This window comes from Pseudomonas sp. UBA6310, assembly GCF_002438225.1.
Taxonomy (GTDB): Bacteria; Pseudomonadota; Gammaproteobacteria; order Pseudomonadales; family Pseudomonadaceae; genus Pseudomonas_O; species Pseudomonas_O kuykendallii.
The window spans coordinates 11926-31246 of record NZ_DJTK01000061.1 but is presented as its reverse complement, the minus strand read 5'-3'; the positions used below and the strand labels follow the sequence as shown (position 1 = coordinate 31246).

Annotated in this window: 16 protein-coding genes; 10 read left to right on the top strand and 6 right to left on the bottom strand. The window is 67.6% G+C overall.

Translation table 11 applies throughout. From position 1 onward, the window contains the following. Nucleotides 1-14 precede the first annotated feature (14 nt). From B3E91_RS14805 to dksA, 4 genes are all read right to left on the bottom strand, one after another. The gene (locus B3E91_RS14805) at nucleotides 15-2972 is read right to left on the bottom strand and encodes a sensor histidine kinase (RefSeq protein WP_287030149.1); all 2958 of its coding nucleotides are present in this window, start codon (nucleotides 2970-2972) and stop codon (nucleotides 15-17) included. Further along, on the bottom strand, nucleotides 2962-3138 hold the full coding sequence (locus tag B3E91_RS14800; protein WP_003095129.1) for a hypothetical protein: 177 nt from the start codon (nucleotides 3136-3138) through the stop codon (nucleotides 2962-2964). The genes B3E91_RS14805 and B3E91_RS14800 overlap by 11 nt, the downstream gene beginning before the upstream one ends. Nucleotides 3139-3220: 82 nt before the next feature. After that, nucleotides 3221-4108 (bottom strand): tRNA glutamyl-Q(34) synthetase GluQRS, encoded by an 888-nt coding sequence (gene gluQRS / locus B3E91_RS14795; protein WP_287030148.1) that lies wholly within the window; start codon nucleotides 4106-4108, stop codon nucleotides 3221-3223. Between the two features lie 117 nt (nucleotides 4109-4225). Then, nucleotides 4226-4669 carry an RNA polymerase-binding protein DksA gene (dksA, locus tag B3E91_RS14790; protein ID WP_090223573.1) on the bottom strand — a complete coding sequence of 148 codons (444 nt, stop codon included), beginning with the start codon at nucleotides 4667-4669 and terminating at the stop codon, nucleotides 4226-4228. A gap of 193 nt (nucleotides 4670-4862) precedes the next feature. Here dksA and B3E91_RS14785 point away from each other — a divergent pair, with 193 nt between their 5' ends. The 5 genes from B3E91_RS14785 to B3E91_RS14765 all read left to right on the top strand — a co-directional run bounded on the left by B3E91_RS14785 (nucleotide 4863) and on the right by B3E91_RS14765 (nucleotide 12423). Continuing rightward, nucleotides 4863-6035: a pyridoxal phosphate-dependent aminotransferase gene (locus B3E91_RS14785; RefSeq protein ID WP_287030147.1), complete on the top strand. Its 1173-nt coding sequence runs from the start codon at nucleotides 4863-4865 to the stop codon at nucleotides 6033-6035. Continuing rightward, nucleotides 6035-6745: a DNA/RNA nuclease SfsA gene (gene sfsA, locus B3E91_RS14780; RefSeq protein WP_287030145.1), complete on the top strand. Its 711-nt coding sequence runs from the start codon at nucleotides 6035-6037 to the stop codon at nucleotides 6743-6745. The genes B3E91_RS14785 and sfsA overlap by 1 nt, the downstream gene beginning before the upstream one ends. Nucleotides 6746-6862: 117 nt before the next feature. Next, a complete protein-coding gene (locus tag B3E91_RS14775; RefSeq protein ID WP_287030144.1) occupies nucleotides 6863-8320 on the top strand; it encodes an acetamidase/formamidase family protein in 1458 nt (485 codons plus the stop codon). A gap of 103 nt (nucleotides 8321-8423) precedes the next feature. Further along, nucleotides 8424-10874, top strand: coding sequence for an acetamidase/formamidase family protein (locus B3E91_RS14770; RefSeq protein WP_287030142.1), 2451 nt, complete (start codon nucleotides 8424-8426; stop codon nucleotides 10872-10874). A 457-nt stretch (nucleotides 10875-11331) separates the two neighbouring features. Then, complete coding sequence (locus tag B3E91_RS14765) at nucleotides 11332-12423, top strand: 3-deoxy-7-phosphoheptulonate synthase (RefSeq protein WP_287030140.1); 1092 nt, start codon at nucleotides 11332-11334, stop codon at nucleotides 12421-12423. 506 nt (nucleotides 12424-12929) lie between these two features. On the opposite strand, the gene B3E91_RS14760 is transcribed toward B3E91_RS14765, so the two are convergent. After that, entirely contained in the window at nucleotides 12930-13253 is a 324-nt protein-coding gene (locus B3E91_RS14760) for a Rieske (2Fe-2S) protein (RefSeq protein WP_287030139.1), read from the bottom strand. 236 nt (nucleotides 13254-13489) lie between these two features. On the opposite strand from B3E91_RS14760, the gene B3E91_RS14755 reads away from it, so the two are divergent. The 5 genes from B3E91_RS14755 to B3E91_RS14735 all read left to right on the top strand — a co-directional run bounded on the left by B3E91_RS14755 (nucleotide 13490) and on the right by B3E91_RS14735 (nucleotide 18199). Then, on the top strand, nucleotides 13490-14560 hold the full coding sequence (locus B3E91_RS14755) for a hemin-degrading factor (RefSeq protein WP_287030137.1): 1071 nt from the start codon (nucleotides 13490-13492) through the stop codon (nucleotides 14558-14560). Beyond that, entirely contained in the window at nucleotides 14557-15459 is a 903-nt protein-coding gene (locus B3E91_RS14750; RefSeq protein WP_090223561.1) for a heme/hemin ABC transporter substrate-binding protein, read from the top strand. Before B3E91_RS14755 ends, B3E91_RS14750 begins: the two co-directional genes overlap by 4 nt. A gap of 50 nt (nucleotides 15460-15509) precedes the next feature. Beyond that, nucleotides 15510-16493, top strand: coding sequence for a FecCD family ABC transporter permease (locus tag B3E91_RS14745; RefSeq protein WP_287030157.1), 984 nt, complete (start codon nucleotides 15510-15512; stop codon nucleotides 16491-16493). Next, entirely contained in the window at nucleotides 16493-17260 is a 768-nt protein-coding gene (locus tag B3E91_RS14740; protein WP_090223557.1) for a heme ABC transporter ATP-binding protein, read from the top strand. Before B3E91_RS14745 ends, B3E91_RS14740 begins: the two co-directional genes overlap by 1 nt. Before the next feature lie 63 nt (nucleotides 17261-17323). Then, entirely contained in the window at nucleotides 17324-18199 is an 876-nt protein-coding gene (locus B3E91_RS14735) for a ChaN family lipoprotein (RefSeq protein WP_287030136.1), read from the top strand. 269 nt (nucleotides 18200-18468) lie between these two features. On the opposite strand, the gene B3E91_RS14730 is transcribed toward B3E91_RS14735, so the two are convergent. Next, on the bottom strand, nucleotides 18469-19269 hold the full coding sequence (locus tag B3E91_RS14730; RefSeq protein WP_287030134.1) for a Crp/Fnr family transcriptional regulator: 801 nt from the start codon (nucleotides 19267-19269) through the stop codon (nucleotides 18469-18471). Nucleotides 19270-19321: the final 52 nt, after the last annotated feature.

The following is a 19321-nucleotide window of genomic DNA, read 5'->3' as shown; positions in this document are numbered from 1 at the left end:
ATGCAGCCTGCATTTCAGCTCCCGGGGATCACTGCGGACGTCGCTTCGACATACCTCGGCAAACGGACCCTGAAACGGGTGCCGCGCTGGTGCTCGGTGTCCACCGGGCTGTCGAGTGTTATTTGGCCATAATGCTCTTTCACGATCGAATAGACCAGCGCGAGCCCCAGGCCGGTCCCCTTGCCGGGGTCCTTGGTGGTGAAGAAAGGCTCGAACAGCCGGTCGGCGATCTCCTTCGGAATTCCGCCGCCTTCGTCCTCGACGATCAGCTCGACACTGTGCTCGCTGGCCTCGCTGCGTACCCGGATCGCGCCGCCTTCCGGCGAGGCGTCGCGGGCGTTGGACAGCAGGTTGATCAGCACCTGGGCCAGGCGTTGCGAATCGCCTTCGGCGCAGTGCGCGGGGTCGCAGAGGTTGTAGAACTGCACGTCGACGCTGCGTTTGTTCAGCGACAGCAGGCCGATGGCTTCCTGGGCGATGTCCGCCAGGCAGACCGATTCGCTCTCGACCTGGCGGCTACCGGCGTGGGCGAAGCTCATCAGCGACTGGACGATGCGCGACACCCGCTTGGTCTGCTCGACGATCTGGCTGCTGATTTCGCTGAGTTCCTCGTCGGCCTCGCGCTCTTCGCGCAGGTTCTGCGCCAGGCAGGCGATGCCGGTGATCGGGTTGCCGATCTCGTGGGCGACGCCGGCGGCGAGGCGGCCGATGCTGGCCAGGCGTTCGGAGTGTGCCAGCTTGTCTTCCAGCGACTGGGTTTCGGTCTGGTCCTCGACCAGCAGCACCAGCCCGCTGTTACCCGGCGCCAGCGGCTCGTCGATCGCCGCCTTGTGCAGGTTGAGCCAGCGCGTGTGCCCGGCGAGGTCCAGATGCTGCTTGTGCAAATGCTGGTCGTCGGCGGCGATGAAGTTCTCCAGCAGGCTCTTCCAGGGTTCGCCCAGTGCCGACAGGCGCGAGCCGACCACCCGCTGGGCGGGAATCTCGGTGAGTTCCTCCATCGCACGGTTCCACATGAGGATTTCATGGTCCTTGGCCAGCGAGCAGACGCCCATCGGCAGTTCCTGCAGGGTCTGCCGGTGGTAGCGGCGCAGCGCGTCGAGTTCGGCGGCAAGGCCGGTGAGGCGCGACTGGTAGTCTTCCAGGCGGCTCTCGATGAAGTGGATGTCCTCGGTGACATAGCCCTCGCTGCCGGATTTGTAGGGCAGGAAACCTTCCACCAGATCTTGCGCCACGCTCGGCCCCATCAACCCCGACAGGTTGGCCTCGATACGGTCGCGCAGGCGGCGCAAGGCATAGGGGCGGCGCTCGTCGAAGGGCAGGTGCAGATCGCGCAGGGCCTGGGCGACCTCCTTCTGCGCGGTCTTGCCGCCGAGCGGCTTGGCCAGCTGGGCGGCAAACTCCTGCGGCGAGGCGGCGAGCAACTCGCGGCGCTGTGGGCGGCGCACGTTGTCCACCGCGCAGGCTTCGGCGGCGCTCTTCTCCTCGGCGCTGCCCTCGGTGAACAGCGAAACCAGGGTGAACACCAGCACGTTGGCGGCCAGCGAGGCGATTGCCGCCAGGTGCCAGCTGGTGTCGTCGAGCACGTAAATGAGGTCGAAGAAGGGCAGGTAGAAGCCCTCCATGTCGCCGATCAGCGGCAGCAGCATGCCCACCGTCCACACGGCGATGCCGGCCAGCAGGCCGGCGATGAAACCGCGCCGGTTGGCGGTCGGCCAGTAGAGGACCGAGAGCACGCCGGGGAGGAACTGCAGGGTGGCGACGAAGGACACGATGCCCAGGTTGGAGAGGTCCTGCTGCGCGCCCAGCAGCAGGTAGAAGCCGTATCCGGCGAGGATGATCGCGGCGATCAGGCCGCGGCGGGTCCATTTCAGCCAGCGGTAGATGTTGCCCTCGGCCGGCGGCTGGTAGACCGGCAGCACCAGGTGATTGAGGACCATCCCCGAGAGCGCCAGGGTCGAGACGATGATCAGCCCGCTGGAGGCGGACAGGCCGCCGACGTAGGCCAGCATCGCCAGCGCCGGCTTGCCGGCGGCGAGGCCCAGGCCCAGGGAGAAATACTCCGGGTTGGTGGTGGCGCCCAGCTTCAGGCCGCCCCAGAGAATCGGCGGCACCGCGAGGCTCATCAGCAGCAGGAACAGCGGCAGGCCCCAACTGGCGCTGACCAGCCCGCGCGGGTTGAGGTTCTCGGTGAAGGTCATGTGGTACATGTGCGGCATGACGATCGCCGACGCGAAGAACACCAGCAGCAGCGTGCGCCATGGGCCTTCCTGCAGCGGCGTGTGCAGGGTGGTCAGCGCCGTCTGGTGTTGCAGCAGCCAGACCTCCAGCTGGTGCGGCCCGCCGAACACGCCGTACAGCGAATACAGGCCGATGCCGCCCAGCGCGATCAGCTTGACCATCGACTCGAAGGCGATGGCGAAGACCAGCCCCTCGTGCTTCTCGCGGGTGGCGATGTGGCGGGCGCCGAAGAGAATGGTGAAGAGGATGATCATCAGGCAGTAGCCCAGCGCCATCTTCGCCTGCTGCGCCTCGCCGGCGAGGATGCCGATGGAGTCGGCCACCGCCTGGATCTGCAGCGCCAGCAGCGGCAGGATGCCGATCAGCATGAACAGCGTGGTCAGCGCGCCGGCCCAGCCGCTGCGGAAGCGGAAGGCGAACAGGTCGGCCAGCGACGACAGTTGATAGGCGCGGGTGATGCGCAGGATCGGATAGAGCAGCACCGGCGCCAGCAGGAAGGCGCCGGAAACGCCGAGGTAACTGGCGAGGAAGCCGTAGCCGTACTGGTACGCCAGGCCGACCGTGCCGTAGAAGGCCCAGGCGCTGGCGTAGACGCCCAGCGACAGCGTGTAGACCAGCGGGTGGCGAACCAGGCGCCGCGGCACCACGCCGTGCTCGCTGAGCCAGGCGACGCCGAACAGGGCGAACAGGTAGACGGCGCTGACCAGCGTCAGCTGGCTCAGGCTAAAGCTCATCGGCGTCTCGCTGGCTCTGCAGGATGAAGGTGACCACGATGAGGATCAGCCAGAGCAGATACGGCCGATACCAGGCGCCGTTGGGGTCGATCCACCAATCCATGATGGCCGGGGAAAACAGGTAGATCCCCACCACCAGGAGCAAGACCAGTCGGTAGATGTACATGCTCGGTCTCGATTCGGAAGTCGGGCGATGGTAATGGAAGCGGCGCGCCGCAAGCTATAAGCGCAAGGTCGTGGGGCGGCGCCTAGCGCAGCTGTGCCTCGGCCAGGGTGCGGCAGCGCGGAATGCGGCCGGCGTCCCAATGCCGTGCGGCCCAGGCGAGCAGTTCCTCGGGGGCGGCGCCTTCGGCGGCGTCCGGCGTGGGTTGGCCGAGCGCCCGCAGCGCGCGCAACAGCAATGGCGATGCCTGACCGGCGGCCAGCGGCGGCGAGCGGTACGACTTGCCCAGCTTGTGCCCGTCCGGCTGGATGATCAGCGGCACGTGCAGGTAGCGCGGCTGGGGCAGCCCCAGCAGTTCCTGCAGGTAGAGCTGGCGTGGCGTCGAGTCGAGCAGATCGGCGCCGCGGACGATATCGGTGACACCCTGCCAGGCGTCGTCGAGCACCACCGCCAACTGGTAGGCGAATAATCCGTCGCGCCGGCGGATGACGAAATCGCCGACGTCGCGGCCCAGGTGCTGGCTGAACTCGCCCTGCACTCGATCGACGAAGCGGTACTCCAGCTGCGGCACGCGCAGGCGGATCGCGGCGTCCTCGTTGGCGTGCCGGGCGTCGCGGCAGGTGCCGGGATAGACGCCGCCCTGGCCTTCGAGCTGCTTGCGCGAACAGATGCAGGCGTAGGCCAGGCCCTGCTGCTGCAGGCGTTCGACGACCTGCAGGTAGGCGGCGTGACGCTCGCTCTGGCGGACGATCTCGCCGTCCCAGTGTAGGCCATAGCGCTCCAGTGTCTGCAGGATACCGGCCTGGGCGCCAGGGACTTCGCGGGGCGGGTCGAGGTCTTCCATGCGCAGCAGCCAGCGACCGCCGAGCGCGCGGGCGTCGAGCCAGGAGGCGAGGGCGGCGACCAGCGAACCGAAATGCAGATGACCACTGGGCGTCGGCGCGAAGCGGCCTATATAGGAAGAGTTGTTCATCGGCGGATTATCGGTGCGTTGCCCGGCATTGCGCCAGACGGCCTGGTTCCACGCAAATCGCCTGCTCGACGGGCAAACGGCAGAAACGAAACGGGGCGCCTTGGCGCCCCGTCGAGATCATGAACCGATCTGCTTTTCCTTGATTTCCGCCAGCGTCTTGCAGTCGATGCAGAGCGTAGCGGTGGGACGGGCTTCGAGCCGGCGGATGCCGATTTCCACGCCGCAGGAGTCGCACCAGCCGTAGTCGTTGTCTTCGATCAGCTGCAGCGTTTCGTCGATCTTCTTGATCAGCTTGCGCTCGCGGTCACGGGCACGCAGTTCCAGGCTGAACTCTTCTTCCTGGCTGGCGCGGTCGGCCGGATCGGGGAAGTTGGCGGCTTCGTCCTGCATGTGATGCACGGTACGGTCGACCTCTTCCATCAGCTCCTTTTTCCACTTGTTGAGGATGCCGGTGAAGTGAGCGCGCATCTTGTCGCTCATGTACTCCTCGCCCTTGGTTTCCTGGTAGGGCTCGTAGCCACGGTTCAGCTGGCTGCTCTGTTCTTTAGCTTTGGTGGGCATGGATGGCCGCCTCTCAACTCTTTTTGGTCCACTGCGCAGGAAGATGTCCTTCGCCGGTCAACCCGGCCCCGCGTCTGCAAGCGGGCGAACTTACCAGATCAAAACTGGGCGCGCTACTCCAAACTCCCGGATGCTGCCGCTTCGGTGAAGCCTTGGTTAGAATCACCGTTTTTGCCCTGATAAAGGAAGGCCAATGGCCCCGTCCTACAGCGCACGTAGTCGCGCTATCGAACCGTTTCACGTCATGGCCCTGCTGGCCCGCGCCAATCAATTGCAGGGTGAAGGCCATGACGTGATCCACCTGGAAATCGGCGAGCCGGATTTCTCCACCGCCGCGCCGATCGTTGCCGCCGGGCAGGCTGCGCTGGCGGCGGGACATACCCGCTACACCGCGGCGCGCGGCCTGCCGCCGCTGCGCCAGGCCATCGCCGGCTTCTACGCGCGGCGCTACGGGTTAAGCATTGACCCCGAACGCATCCTGATTACTCCCGGCGGTTCCGGCGCCTTGCTGCTGGCGGCGAGCCTGCTGGTCGATCCGGGCAAGCACTGGCTGCTGGCCGACCCCGGTTATCCGTGCAACCGGCACTTCCTGCGCCTGGTGGAGGGCGCCGCGCAACTGGTGCCGGTCGGCGCGGACACCCGCTACCAACTGACCGCCGATCTGGTCGACCGCTACTGGGACGGCGACAGCGTCGGTGCGCTGGTCGCTTCGCCGGCCAACCCTACCGGCACCCTGTTGCAGCGCGATGAACTGGCCTCGCTGTCCTCCGCCCTGAAGGCGCGTGGCGGGCATCTGGTGGTGGACGAGATCTACCACGGGCTGACCTACGGCACCGATGCCGCCAGCGTGCTGGAAGTCGACGACCAGGCGTTCGTGCTGAACAGTTTCTCCAAGTATTTCGGCATGACCGGCTGGCGGCTCGGCTGGCTGGTGGCGCCTCCGGCGGCGGTCGCCGACCTGGAGAAGCTGGCGCAGAACCTGTACATCAGCGCGCCGTCGATGGCCCAGCACGCTGCGCTGGCCTGTTTCGAGCCGGCCACGCTGGAGATTCTCGAGGAACGTCGCGCCGAATTCGGCCGGCGCCGCGACTTTCTCCTGCCCGCGTTGCGCGAGCTGGGTTTCCGCATCGCCGTGGAGCCGGAAGGGGCCTTCTATTTATATGCGGATATTTCCGCGTTCGGCGGCGACGCCTTCGCGTTCTGCCAGCACATGATCGAAACCGAGTTCGTCGCCATCACGCCGGGCCTGGATTTCGGCCGCCACCTGGCCACCCAGCACGTGCGCTTCGCCTACACCCAGAGCCTGCCGCGCCTGCAGGAAGCCGTCGAGCGCATTGCCCGCGGGCTGAAGAGCTGGCAGGGCTGATGCGCTTCGCCGCTCCCCTCGAAGAGGCGCTGCTGGTGCGCCGCTACAAGCGATTCCTCGCCGACGTGGTCACTGCCGGCGGCGAGGAGCTGTGCATCCACTGCCCGAACACCGGCTCGATGCTCAATTGCATGGCGCCCGGCGGACGCGTGTGGTTCCAGCGTTCCAGCGACCCCAAGCGCAAGCTGCCGGGCACCTGGGAGCTGGCGGAAACCCCGCAGGGCCGGCTGGCCTGCGTGAACACCGCGCGGGCCAACCCGCTGATCGAGGAAGCGTTGCGTGCCGGCCGCATCGCCGAGCTGGCCGGTTTCGAGGCGCTCAAGCGCGAAGTGCCCTACGGCGTGGAGAACAGCCGCATCGATTTCCGCCTGGAGTTCGCCAGCGGCCCGGCGTTCGTCGAAGTCAAAAGCGTCACCCTCGGTTTCGACGACAGTCCGGTGGCCGCCTTCCCCGATGCGCAGACCCTGCGCGGCGCGCGTCACCTGCGCGAGCTGGCGGCGCTGGCGCGGGCCGGGGTTCGCGCGGTGCAGCTGTATTGCGTCAACCTCTCCAGGGTCGAGGCGGTGCGCCCGGCGCGGGAAATCGACCCGCTCTATGCCGCGGCGCTGCAGGACGCCCATGCGGCCGGCGTAGAAATCCTCGCCTACGGCGCGCAGGTGACGCTCGACGGCCTGTTCATCGACCGACGGTTGCCGGTGCTGCTGGATTAGCGCCGGCGACAAGGATTTGTGCGGCGCCCGACAAGCGCTTTGCCGCCACCCCCGCGAATAATCGACACGCCGGCCCGCCAGGTGCCGGCGCCTTTCGCGCTGACCAAGGGGGTTCCTATGGACGATCACGTTTGCAGTCCGGGTTGCATGCACGGCGTTACCGCCGAGAACGAAAAAGACATCAAGGGTGAATTCCACGCCGCGCGGCGCAGCTTCCTGCGTGACGCCATGGTGGTCGGCGGCGGTGCGGCGACGCTCGGCGCCCTTGGCGTATCGATGTCGCCCAGTGTGATGGCGGCGAGCGCCAGCGCCAAGCCGGGGAATGGCCCGACCAGCCACTACTATATTCCGGCCAGCGCGGAGACCGTGCTCTGGGGCTACTTCAGCAAGTCGGCCAAGCCGGTGGTGGAGATCGAAACCGGCGACTACGTGACCATCGAGACCCTGACCCACCATTCCAATGACGATGCCGAACGCATGGTCAAGGGCGATCCGGGCGCGGAAAGCGTCTTCTACTGGGACGCCAAGCGCAAAGGCGTGAACCGCCGCGGTGCCGGGCCGATGGATGCGAAGATCGGTGCCGGCGGCGGCGAGGGCGTGCACATCTGCACCGGGCCGGTGTTCATCAAGGGCGCCGAACCGGGCGACATCCTCGAAGTGCGGATCGTCGACGTGGCGCCGCGGCCCAGCGCCAACCCGGCGTTCAAGGGCAAGTCGTTCGGCAGCAACGCCGCCGCCAACTGGGGGTTCCACTACGGTGACCTGCTCAGCGAACCGAAGAAGCGCGAGGTGGTGACCCTCTACGAGATCGACGCCACCGGCGAGCGCAACTGGGCGCGCGCGGTCTACAACTACCGCTGGACGCCGCAGACGGACCCGTTCGGCGTGGTCCACCCGACCATCGACTACCCCGGCATTCCGGTGAACCACAGCACGATCAGGAAGAACGAGAACGTGCTGAAGAACATCCGCGTCCCCATCCGCCCGCACTTCGGCACCATCGGCGTGGCCCCGGCCGAGGCCGACATGGTCACCTCGATCCCGCCCAGCTACACCGGCGGCAACATCGACAACTGGCGCATCGGCAAGGGTGCGACCCTGTATTTCCCGGTGGCGGTGGCCGGCGCGATGTTTTCCGTGGGCGACCCGCACGCCTCTCAGGGCGACTCCGAGCTGTGCGGCACGGCCATCGAGTGCTCCCTGACCGGCACCTTCCAGTTCGTCCTGCACAAGAAGGCCGAACTGCCCGGCACGCCGCTGGCGGAACTCAACTACCCGCTGCTGGAAACCCAGGACGACTGGGTGCTGCACGGCTTCAGCTTCGCCAACTACCTGGCCGAGCTGGGCGCTGGTGCGCAGCAGTCGATCTACTCCAAGTCCTCGGTGGACCTGGCGCTGCGCGACGCGTACCACAAGATGCGGCACTTCCTGATGACCACCCAGCGCCTGGACGAGGACGAGGCGATCTCGCTGATGTCGGTGGCGGTGGACTTCGGCATCACCCAGGTGGTGGACGGCAACTGGGGCGTGCACGCGGTGATCAAGAAGAGCATCTTCCCCGCCCGCGAGGGCTGAACCGCCCTGGCATGACCCTCGCTTCGCAATGCCGGTCGCTTCGGCCGGTGTCGCGACGCGGTGGGTACACTGGCCAGACTTCTTTCTTCTGCACGGGATAGCGATGCTCAACGACTTGCGCCGTTTTTCCAGCAGCGCCTTCCCCGAGGAGCTGCGCCAGTCCGCCTGGGACGAGGTGTTCCAGCGCGTGCGCCTGGCCAGCAGCCTCGCCGGCCAGCCGGCCGACGGCCATGTCGCGCTGTGCAGTTCGGCGCTGGATTCGGTATTCCTGCAGGTCAGCGCCTCGCCGCAGGTGCTCAGCCCGCACCCCGACAACGCGCGCCTGTGCCAGGGCAGCACCGTGCTGGTGCTGGCCCTGCTCAGCGGCAGCGGAGCGCTGGAGGAGGGCGGCCAGCGCGTCGCCATCGGCACGGGCGACATCGTCCTGTTCGACCCGGCGCAGGCCTGGCGTATCGAGCTGGACAGCGATTTCCGCGCGCTGCTGGTCAAGCTCGAATCGGCCAGCTTCATCCTCCGGCTGGTGCGTACCGGCAGCCAGGAACTCAACCGCATCGCCACCCGCAACGGTGTCGGCGCGGTGTGCCTGAACCTGATCCAGTCGATCGCCGACGAGCTGGCGCATCTGGACCGCGACCAGCTGCCGCCGCTGGAGGCGACGCTCACCGAGCTTTTGGTGGCCTGCCTGTCGTACCGTGAGCGCAGCCAGCCGGAGGATTCCACCTCGGTGCAACTGGCCCACTTGCGCCGCGTCTGCCGTAGCATCGAGGCGCGCCTCGGCGACGCCGAGCTGCAGGTCGAGGATGTCGCCCGCCTGGAAGGGCTTTCCGTGCGTTACCTGCAGAAGCTGTTCAAGACCGGCGCGACCACCTTCGGCGAATACCTGCGCAACCGCCGCCTGGAGCGCTGCCGGCTCGACCTGGCCAACCCGGCGCTGGCGCACTTCAGCATTTCCGAGCTGTGCTTTCGCTGGGGCTTCGGCGATGCGGCGAACTTCAGCCGCGCCTTCTCCGCGCAGTTCGGCCTGTCGCCGCGTGCCTACCGCGCCGAGCCGCCGAAGAATCCGCACGAGACGCTGCAGCGCGGTCGTCCGCCGCAAAGCCAGCGGCTGAACCTGGCGCCGCCGCGTGCCGTCGACGATCCCGGCGAGCGCCAGCGCCGTGCGTTCCAGGGCGTGCTCGACGACCATGCGCGCTACGCGCTGAGCCTGGCGCTGGCGCCGAAACGCGCAGCGGCGGTGGCGGAGAAGGATTCGCCGGGAGGTCCCGCCGGCGAGGCGCTGCCCAACCACTACTACATCCCGGTATCGGAGAAGACCGTGCACTGGGGCTATTTCAGCCGCTCCATCGCGCCGGTGCTGACGGTGAATTCCGGTGACATCCTGACCATCGAGACGCTGACCCAGCACGCCACGGACGACTGCGAGCGAATGATCGAAGGCGATCCCGGCGCCGAGAGCGTGTTCCACTGGAGCGCCGAGAAGAAGAACGTCGAGCGCCGCGGCGCCGGCCCGATGGACGCCTCCATTCTCGGCCGCGGCGCCGGCGAAGGCTTCGGCGTGCACATCTGCACCGGGCCGGTCCACGTGCGCGGTGCCGAGCCGGGCGACGTGCTGGAGATCCGCATCCTCGACATCCTGCCGCGGCCCAGTCGCCATCCGCAGCACCAGGGCCGCAGCTTCGGCAGCAACGCGGCGGCCTGGTGGGGCTTCCACTACGACGACCTGCTCACCGAGCCGAAGAAGCGCGAGGTGGTGACCGTCTACGAGATCGACGCGCGCACCCATCCGCCGCACGCCAAGGCGCTCTACAACTTCCGCTGGACGCCGCAGACCGACCCGTTCGGCGTGCGCCACGCCACCATCGACTATCCCGGCGTGCCGGTCGACCCGGCCACCATCGAGCGGCAGTATGGCGTGCTGGCCAAGGCGGTGGTGCCGGTGCGCCCGCACTTCGGGGTGCTGGCGGTGGCGCCGAAGGAATTCGGCCCGGTGGACTCGATCCCGCCCAGCTACTTCGGCGGCAACCTCGACAACTGGCGGGCCGGCAAGGGCGCCAAGGTATTCCTGCCGGTGTCGGTGGACGGCGCGCTGTTCTCGGTGGGCGATCCGCACGCCTCGCAGGGCGACTCCGAGCTGTGCGGCACCGCCATCGAGTGCTCGCTGACTGGCGTTTTCCAGCTGGTGCTGCACAAGAAGGCGCAGATGGCCGGTAGCTTCCTCGCCGAGCTCAGCTACCCGTTCCTCGAAACCGCCGAGGAGTGGGTGCTGCAGGGGCTGAGTTTCGCCAACTACCAGGCCGAGCTGGGGCCGAACGCGCAGACCCAGGTGTACAAGGAGTCCTCGATGGAAGCGGCGATGCGCGACGCCTTCCGCAAGACCCGCCACTACCTGATGAAGGCCCACGGACTGACCGAGGACGAGGCAATCTCACTGATCTCGGTGGCGGTGGATTTCGGCGTCACCCAGGTGGTGGACGGCAACCTCGGCGTGCACGCGATCATCCGCAAGGCGATCTTCCCAGACTACGACGGCGTGCCGGATCGATCACCGCCATAGCCACAGGCGATTGATCGCCGCCGGGCTATGCAGTAACGTGGCTCACATTCAACGGAGACAACCATGCACAACGCCGCCAACCCCCTCGTTCGTTCCGCTGCCCAGCGCAGTGCGACCGCGCGTGTCCGGGCCACCGGCGCTGCCGTGCGTTTCTTCTTTTATGGGTATTGGTTTAGCCACGCGCGCGCCTGATACCCCACCAGGCGCCCGGCAAGACGGGTCGCCACCACAGAGTTCTCAGAACCCCCGGTCGGTAACCCGACCGGGGGTTTCGTTTTTTCAGCCAACGTTTTTTCAACCCGAGGAACATCCCATGACCACCTACCGCCGCTCCTTCGACGACTCCCGCTACGCCTGGCGATTTACCCGCTTCGCCACCGCCATTCCCCTCGAACGAACAACCACACGATAGCGCGCCGCGCGCGGCCAATGCCCGCGCCGGCCAAGGAGCCCGTCCATGTCATCCGCCGTTTCCGCCGCCACCCTCGCCACGCCGCATACCGCCGAACTGCGTAACTTCCCCAGCCAGCCCCGCCGGCACACCTCGCCGCTGCCCAGTGCGCTGGAGCTGCGCGAGCGACTGCCGCTCGCTCCCGTCCTCGCCCAACAGATCCAGCAACAGCGACAGGCCATCCGTGCCGTCCTCGATGGCCGCGATCCGCGCCTGCTGGTGGTGGTCGGCCCGTGCTCGCTGCATGACGAGAAGGCCGTGCTCGACTACGCCGAGCGCCTCGCCGGGCTGTCCAAGGAGGTCGCTCCGCAGCTACTGCTGGTGATGCGCGCCTACGTCGAGAAGCCGCGCACCACCGTCGGCTGGAAAGGCCTGGTCTACGACCCGCACCTGGATGGCAGCGGCGACATGCACGCCGGGCTGGAGCGTTCGCGCGGGCTGATGCTGCGGCTCGCGGAGATGGGGCTGCCGCTGGCCAATGAACTGTTGCAGCCGCTGCTCGCCGGCTACTTCGACGACCTGCTCGGCTGGGCGGCGATCGGGGCGCGGACCAGCGAATCCCAGGTCCACCGCGAACTGGTCAGCGGCCTGGACCTGCCGGTTGGCTTCAAGAACGGCACCGATGGCGGCCTCGGCATCGCCTGCGACGCCATGCGCTCCGCGGCCCACGCGCACCAGCATTTCGGCGTCGACGGCCAGGGCCGTCCAGCCATCGTGCACACCCAGGGCAATCCGGATACCCATCTGGTCCTGCGCGGCGGCCATCGCGGGCCGAACTACGATGCCGCCAGCGTCGCCAGCGCCCGCGCCGACCTGCAGCGCCAGGGCATTGCCGCGCGGATCATGGTCGATTGCAGCCACGCCAACAGCGGCAAGGACCCGCTGCGCCAGCCCGAGGTGCTGCGCGCGGTGATCGACCAGCGCCTGGCCGGCGATGACTCGCTGCGTGGGGTGATGCTGGAAAGCCACCTGTTCGACGGCAGCCAGTCGCTGGGTTGCGAGCTGCGCTACGGCGTCTCGATCACCGATGGCTGCCTGGGCTGGGACGGCACCGAGCGAGTGCTGCGCGAAGCGGCGCAGCGCCTGGGACTCAGATAGGGTGGAGCGAAGGTCTCCCGTAGGGTGGGCTTCAGCCCACCACCGACCCCACGCATCGGTGTGTCGCGTGGGCTGAAGCCCACCCTACGTTCGGATCGAGCGAGTATTCGCGCAGGGCGGGTGCAGTCCGCGTCCAGGTGAGGGCGCGTTCGCGGGTTTCAGGCAGTTCTATGGCGGACTGCAGTTGATCGGCGGGAGGGCGGAGTGAACGTCTCCCGTAGGGTGGGCTTCAGCCCACCGCCGCCGCCCATGCATCGGTGTTTCGCGTGGGCTGAAGCCCACCCTACGTCTGGATCGAGCGAGTGTTCGTGCAGGGCGGGTGCAATCCTCGTTCCGGTAAGGACGAGTGTACATTCGCGGGTTTCAGGTGCCCTATGGCGTGTTGAGACTGATCGGCAGGCGGTGTGAAGGCCTCGCGTAGGGTGGGCTTCAGCCCACCGTTGCCCCCGACGCATCGGTGCGTCGATGCGTCCAGATCGAGCAGGCGTTCGCTGGTTTTACCCGCCCTACGGCTGCGCGTTCAACCAGATGCCGCGCTCGTCCTCGAGGCAGTCCAGTGCTTCCAGCGCCTGGCCTTCACAGGGGCCGGTCACGCATTCGCCGCCCTCGATGAGGAACAACGCGCCGTGCACGGCGCAGCGGATCAGGCTACCGCTGTCGTCGAGGAAGCGGTCGGGTTGCCAGTCGAGGCGCACGCCGCGGTGCGGGCAGCGGTTCCGGTAGAGGTGCACGCGGCCGTCGCGGCGCACCGCCAGCAGCGGCAGGTCGGCGCAGACGAAACTGCGGCTCTGGCCTTCGGCCAGTTGGTCGGATGTGCAGAGCAGGTGCACGGCGGTCTCCATTCGGGCTGCGCATTATTCGTCCGAATATGCGCAAGTCAACGCAGGCATTTGGGCTTCATCTGTTCTTCGCGCCGCTGAGACCTCGACTGAAGCAGCCGGTCGCACTTTATTGCAAGTAAATCTCAATTGAGAATGAGGGCGCAGTAAGTGTAAGTTTGGATGACCCGTGCAAAACGCTTGCGCTATGGTCCAACGCCTTTCTGATCGTCCAAGGAACCTCGAAAATGAGTCTTTCCCCTCCCGGCGCGTCGTCGCCCTCGCGGCTCTACCAGGCCTGGCAATCGCTGCGCGAGCAGCAGCCACATCTGCGCGCCCGCGATGCCGCGGCCGCGCTGGGTGTCAGCGAGGCCGAACTGATCGCCAGCCGGATCGGTCTCGACGCGGTGCGCCTGCGTCCGGAGTGGGCAACGCTGCTGCCGGCGCTCGGCGACCTCGGCCAGGTGATGGCGCTGACCCGCAACGAGCAATGCGTGCATGAACGCAAGGGCCCGTACCGCGAAGTCAGCATCGCGCCGAACGGGCAGATGGGGCTGGTGGTTTCGCCGGACATCGACCTGCGCTTCTTCCTCTCCGGCTGGGCCTTCGCGTTCGCCATCGTCGAGCAGACCGACCACGGCGCCCACCGCAGCCTGCAGTTCTTCGATCGCCAGGGCGCGGCGGTGCACAAGGTCTTTCTCACCGAGGCCAGCGAGGTGTCCGCCTGGGAGCCGTTGATCCAGCGTTTTCGCGCCGAATCGAAGAGCGCCGAACTGGAGCTCCAGGCCGCCGCCGAGCCGGAGGCGACCGTGGCCGACGCGTCGGTCGACGTCGAGGCGCTGCGTGCCGACTGGGCCGACCTCAAGGACACCCACCATTTCCACGCGATGCTGAGGAAACACGCCGTCGCCCGCACCCAGGCGCTGCGCCTGGCCGGCGCTGAGTGGGCCGAGCCGCTTCAGTCGGCCGAACTGCCGCGCACGCTGGATGTGGCCGGCGTGCGCGAAGTGCCGGTGATGGTCTTCGTCGGCAACCGCCACTGCATCCAGATCCACACCGGGCCGGTGCGCAACCTGCGCTGGATGGGCGAGTGGTTCAACGTGCTCGATCCGCTGTTCAACCTGCACCTGAAGACTTCCGGCGTCCACGAACTGTGGCGCGTGCGCAAACCCAGCATCGACGGCGTGGTCACCAGCCTCGAAGCCTTCGATGCCGACGGCGAGCTGGTCCTTCAACTGTTCGGCGAACGCAAGCCCGGCACCCCGGAGCGCCAGGACTGGCGGACCTTGGCCGAGCAGGCTTCGGTACTGGAGGGATGAGCATGCGGCGAATCGCAGGCGCGCTCGCGCTGCTCATTGGTGTTCTCACGGCGCCTGGCCTGGCCGGCGCCGAGGACCTGCCGCAGCGCTGGGTCAGCGCCGGCGGCTCGCTGAGCGAATGGGTCGTGGCGCTCGGTGGCGAGCGCAAGCTGGTCGGCGTCGACAGCACCAGCCAGCATCCCGGCAGCCTGCGTGCATTGCCGAGCATCGGTTACCAGCGGCAACTGGCGGCGGAAGGCATCCTCGCGCTGAAGCCCGACCTGCTGCTGGGCAGCGAGGAGATGGGCCCGCCCACGGTGCTGGCGCAGCTCAAGGCCGCCGGGGTGCGTATCGAAACCCTCTCCGCCGCGCCGGAAGTGCCCGCGCTGCAAGCCAACCTGAAACGGCTCGGCGAACTGCTCGGCGACCCCCAGCGAGCCGCACGAACCCTGGCCGACTACGAGGCACGCCTGCAGCGCCAGGCACAGTGGGTCGAGCAGGCGCGGGTTACCGCACCGGCGCCGCGCGTGCTGTTTCTCCTCGGTCACGTCGGCAACAGCCCGATGGCCGCGGGCAAGGACACGGCCGCCGCCTGGTTCGTCGAGCACGCCGGTGGCCGGAACCTGACCGGGCACGACGGCTACAAGCCGATCTCTGCCGAGTCGATGGCGGCGCTGGACCCTGACGTGGTGGTCTTCGCGGACCGCCGGCTGAGCGGTGACGATGCCATCGCCGCGCTGCTCAAGAGCACGCCGGCGCTGGCTTCGACCAAGGCGGCGAAGGGCGGGCGCATCCTCTGGGTCGATCCGACCTTGCTGGTCGGCGGCCTGGGACCGCGGATTCCCCAGGCGTTGGCCGACCTGTCGGCAGGCTTCTATCCTGCGGCACCGCCGCTGAAGGTCGCCGACCGCCAACCATGAGTGCTTCCGTTCGTTCACGCCGGCTGCTGATCTTCCTGGGCGTCCTCCTGGTGCTGGCGATCTGGCTGTCGCTGGCCCTCGGGCCGGTCAGCCTGCCGTTGCTGGATACGCTGCGCGCCGCGTTGCGGATGGTGGGACTGCCCGTTACCGCCGCCGGCCTGGAGCAGGCCGAACTGATCCTCGGGCAAATCCGCCTGCCGCGTACGCTGCTCGGCCTCGCCGTGGGCGCGGTGCTGGCGCTGTCCGGGGTGGCGATGCAGGGGCTGTTCCGCAACCCGCTGGCCGATCCGGGCCTGGTCGGCGTATCCAGCGGGGCCGCCCTTGGCGCGGCGGTGGCCATTGTCGCCGGGGCCTCGCTGGGCGGCGTGCCCGCGGCGTTCGAGCCTTACCTGCTGTCGTTCTGCGCCTTCGTCGGCGGGCTCGGCGTGACCGCGCTGGTCTATCGGCTCGGTCGTCACGACGGCCAGACCAGCGTCGCCACCATGCTGCTTGCCGGCATCGCCCTGACCGCACTGGCAGGCGCGGCGATCGGACTGTTCACCTACATGGCGGACGACAGCACGCTGCGCAGCCTGACCTTCTGGAACATGGGCAGCCTGAACGGTGCCAGCTACGCGCGGCTCTGGCCGCTGCTGATCGTGGCGTTGGCGGTGTCGCTCTGGCTGCCGCGCCGGGCGCGTGCCTTGAATGCGCTGCTGCTGGGTGAGTCCGAGGCGCGTCACCTGGGCTTCGAGGTGGAGCGACTGAAACGCGAGCTGGTGTTCTGCACCGCGCTGGGCGTCGGCGCCGCGGTGGCGGCGGCCGGGCTGATCGGCTTCATCGGGCTGGTGGTGCCGCACCTGGTACGCCTGATCGCCGGGCCCGATCACCGCATCCTGCTGCCGGCTTCGGCCCTCGCCGGCGCCAGCCTGCTGCTGCTCGCCGACCTGGTCGCACGCCTGACGCTGGCGCCTGCGGAGCTGCCGATAGGCATCGTCACCGCGATGATCGGCGCGCCCTTTTTCCTCTATCTGCTGTTGCGGGGGCGCGCCTGATGTTGTGCTGTCGTGGGCTGGACGTTCGCCGTCGCGACACGCTGGTGCTTGGGGGCGTGGATCTCGACGTGCGTCCCGGCGAGGTGCTTGGCGTGCTCGGCCCCAACGGCGCCGGCAAGAGCACGCTGCTCGCCGCGCTCTGTGGCGAATTGCAGCCGGCCGCGGGCGACGTGACCCTGGACGACCGCGCGCTGGCGCACTGGCCCGGCGCAGAGCGTGCGCAGCGACTGGCCGTGCTGCCGCAGCAGTCGACGCTGAATTTTGCCTTCCGCGTGGAGGAGGTGGTCGGCATGGGGCGCCTGCCGCACGCCAGTGGCCGCGCCCGTGACGCCGAGATCGTCGAGGCGGCGCTGCTGGCGGCGGACGCGGCGCACCTGGCCGGGCGCAGCTACCTGGCATTGTCCGGGGGCGAGCGTCAGCGCGTGCACCTGGCGCGGGTGCTGGCGCAGCTGTGGCCCGGCGCGCAGGGGCAGACGCTGCTGCTCGACGAGCCGACCTCCATGCTCGATCCGCTGCACCAGCACACCACGTTGCAGGCAGTACGCGAATTCGCCTTGCGCGGCGCGGCGGTGCTGCTGATCCTGCATGACCTCAATCTCGCCGCGCGGTACTGCGATCGCCTGCTGTTGCTGGGCGACGGTCGCCCGCAGGTGCTCGGTACGCCCGAGGAGGTGCTGCGGGCCGAGCCGCTAAAGGCGGTGTTCGGGCTCGACGTGCTGGTGCAGCGCCACCCGGAGCGCGGCCATCCGCTGATCATCGCGCGCTGAGCCTTTGCCCGGTGCGAGCTTCCGTTTACCGTGGAGCAATCGTTCTTCCCGAGGAGTCGCGCCATGCGTGCACTGCTGCTGATCTGTCTCGGCCTGCTGTCGGCCTGCCAGAGTCTGGCGCCCATCCCCGCGTGGCAGAGTCCAAAGGGGCGTGATGACCCACAGTTGGGCCAGATCGTCGAGTCGAGCACGGGCGTGAGGCTGACGCCCGCGCAATTGGTCGAGCGCCTGGGTGGAGTCGACCGAGTGCTGGTCGGCGAACAGCACGACAACCCGGATCACCATGCGCTGGAGCTATGGCTGCTGCAGGCGCTCGCCAGCCGGCGTGCACAGGGCAGCGTGCTGCTGGAGATGCTTGAGCCGGCACAACAGGCGAACGTCGACACGGTTCGCCAGCAGGTGGCCGAGGGCACGCCACCGACGGACCTGCCCGCCGCGCTGGCCTGGCAGAAAGGCTGGGATTGGGCAGGCTACAGCCCCCTGGTGCGCTACGTGCTGGCGCAACCCTATCCGTTGCTCGCGGCCAATCTCGATCGCAGCGAGATCATGGGCATCTATCGCGCGGCGCCGTCGCTGAATGGCAGCGCTTCCACCGCGCCGGCCGTGCGCGAGCCGCTGCTGGAGCAGATTCGCCAGTCGCACTGCGGGTTGCTGCCAGAGTCGCAGCTTCCGGCGATGCTGGCGGTGCAGCAGCAACGCGACCGGCGCATCGCCGAACGCCTGCGCGATGCGCCGCTGCCTGCGCTGTTGTTCACCGGCGCGTACCACGCAAGCCGCGATCTGGGCGTGCCGCTGCACCTGGCTGACCTCGGCGTGCGCGATGCCAGCGTGCTGCTGCTCGTCGAGGTCGGGCAGCAGGTAGCGCCGGGCAGCGCCGATTTCATCTGGTACACCGCCGCCCAGCCGGAACAGGATCACTGCGCCGAACTGCATCGCTGAGGCCGCCGGATTCAAGAAATCGCAGGCAAAAAAAAGACCCGGCAAAGTGCCGGGTCAATAACCGTGATTAGCCTGATGAGGAGATAACCGAAGAGCCTGATGAGGGACTCTTTGCTTACCTGGCTGATCTCGCGACCAGTTGAGTTAATAATAACAATTCTCATTCCATAGTCAACACCCGACCTCCACTTATTTTGTGCCGCCTGAAATCCGCCTCCCGAAAACCACGAACCCGGCACATGGCCGGGTTCGTTTGATGCGGATTCGCTTCAGTCGTCGAGCTGCGCGCGGCGCAACTGGGTGATTTCCTTGTTCATCAGGTCGATGCGCCGGGCCATGCTTTCCACCAGGCTGTGGGCGATGCGCGGATTGCTCTGCATCAGGCTGAGGAACTGCTCCTTGGGAATGACCATCACCGTGCAGGCTTCGCTGGCAACCACGCTGGCGCTGCGCTTCTCGCGGGTGAACACGGCCATCGCGCCGAAGATCTCGTCCTTCTGCACATCGCCGACCTTCTGCCCGTCGACGAACGCTTCGGCATGACCGTCGATGATGATGAACACGTTGTCCGCCTCGTCGCCCTGCTGGATCAACTGGTCGCCGGCGGCGAAATGCTGGAAGCCGGTGGAAGGGCGGACCTCTGGCTGCTTCAGTCGTGCCACCGCGTCGGAGAGGAGGGCGGTCTGGCCGATCAGGTACTGCAGGAACAGCTCCTGGCGTTGCTCGTCGGCATAGATGTGGCGGAAGACTTCGGTGCGGTTGTAGGGGATCAGGCTGACGCTTTCCTCGCTGCTGTAGCGGCAGGAGGGCATGTCGATGCCCTGGCGCAGGCCGAGCAGATCGCCTTCCTGCAGATAGAACAGCGGGCGGTTCTCCACGGAGGCATGCAGCAGGCCGCTTTCGATGACGAACAGCCGCGTACCCGGGAGCGCTTCGGCGAGATCGTCGGTGGGGTCGAGCTGCAGCGCAGGGCCGGCCGGCGCGAGATCTTTCAGCAGTTGCGTGGGGATGCTCTGCAGGCGATTGATCAGCTGATCGGCGTAGGCCGGTTGCTCCCCGAGTAGGTACATGACAGTAATCCTTGAACTGGCTGGGCTGGCAAAAGCGTACGAACGGCCCAAC

Coding starts and splice junctions, on each gene's coding strand:
- B3E91_RS14805 (WP_287030149.1), bottom strand. CDS start 2,972: ATGAGCTTTAGCCTGAGCCAGCTGACGCTGGTCAGCGCCGTCTACCTG.
- B3E91_RS14800 (WP_003095129.1), bottom strand. CDS start 3,138: ATGTACATCTACCGACTGGTCTTGCTCCTGGTGGTGGGGATCTACCTG.
- gluQRS (WP_287030148.1), bottom strand. CDS start 4,108: ATGAACAACTCTTCCTATATAGGCCGCTTCGCGCCGACGCCCAGTGGT.
- dksA (WP_090223573.1), bottom strand. CDS start 4,669: ATGCCCACCAAAGCTAAAGAACAGAGCAGCCAGCTGAACCGTGGCTAC.
- B3E91_RS14785 (WP_287030147.1), top strand. CDS start 4,863: ATGGCCCCGTCCTACAGCGCACGTAGTCGCGCTATCGAACCGTTTCAC.
- sfsA (WP_287030145.1), top strand. CDS start 6,035: ATGCGCTTCGCCGCTCCCCTCGAAGAGGCGCTGCTGGTGCGCCGCTAC.
- B3E91_RS14775 (WP_287030144.1), top strand. CDS start 6,863: ATGGACGATCACGTTTGCAGTCCGGGTTGCATGCACGGCGTTACCGCC.
- B3E91_RS14770 (WP_287030142.1), top strand. CDS start 8,424: ATGCTCAACGACTTGCGCCGTTTTTCCAGCAGCGCCTTCCCCGAGGAG.
- B3E91_RS14765 (WP_287030140.1), top strand. CDS start 11,332: ATGTCATCCGCCGTTTCCGCCGCCACCCTCGCCACGCCGCATACCGCC.
- B3E91_RS14755 (WP_287030137.1), top strand. CDS start 13,490: ATGAGTCTTTCCCCTCCCGGCGCGTCGTCGCCCTCGCGGCTCTACCAG.
- B3E91_RS14750 (WP_090223561.1), top strand. CDS start 14,557: ATGAGCATGCGGCGAATCGCAGGCGCGCTCGCGCTGCTCATTGGTGTT.
- B3E91_RS14740 (WP_090223557.1), top strand. CDS start 16,493: ATGTTGTGCTGTCGTGGGCTGGACGTTCGCCGTCGCGACACGCTGGTG.
- B3E91_RS14735 (WP_287030136.1), top strand. CDS start 17,324: ATGCGTGCACTGCTGCTGATCTGTCTCGGCCTGCTGTCGGCCTGCCAG.
- B3E91_RS14730 (WP_287030134.1), bottom strand. CDS start 19,269: ATGTACCTACTCGGGGAGCAACCGGCCTACGCCGATCAGCTGATCAAT.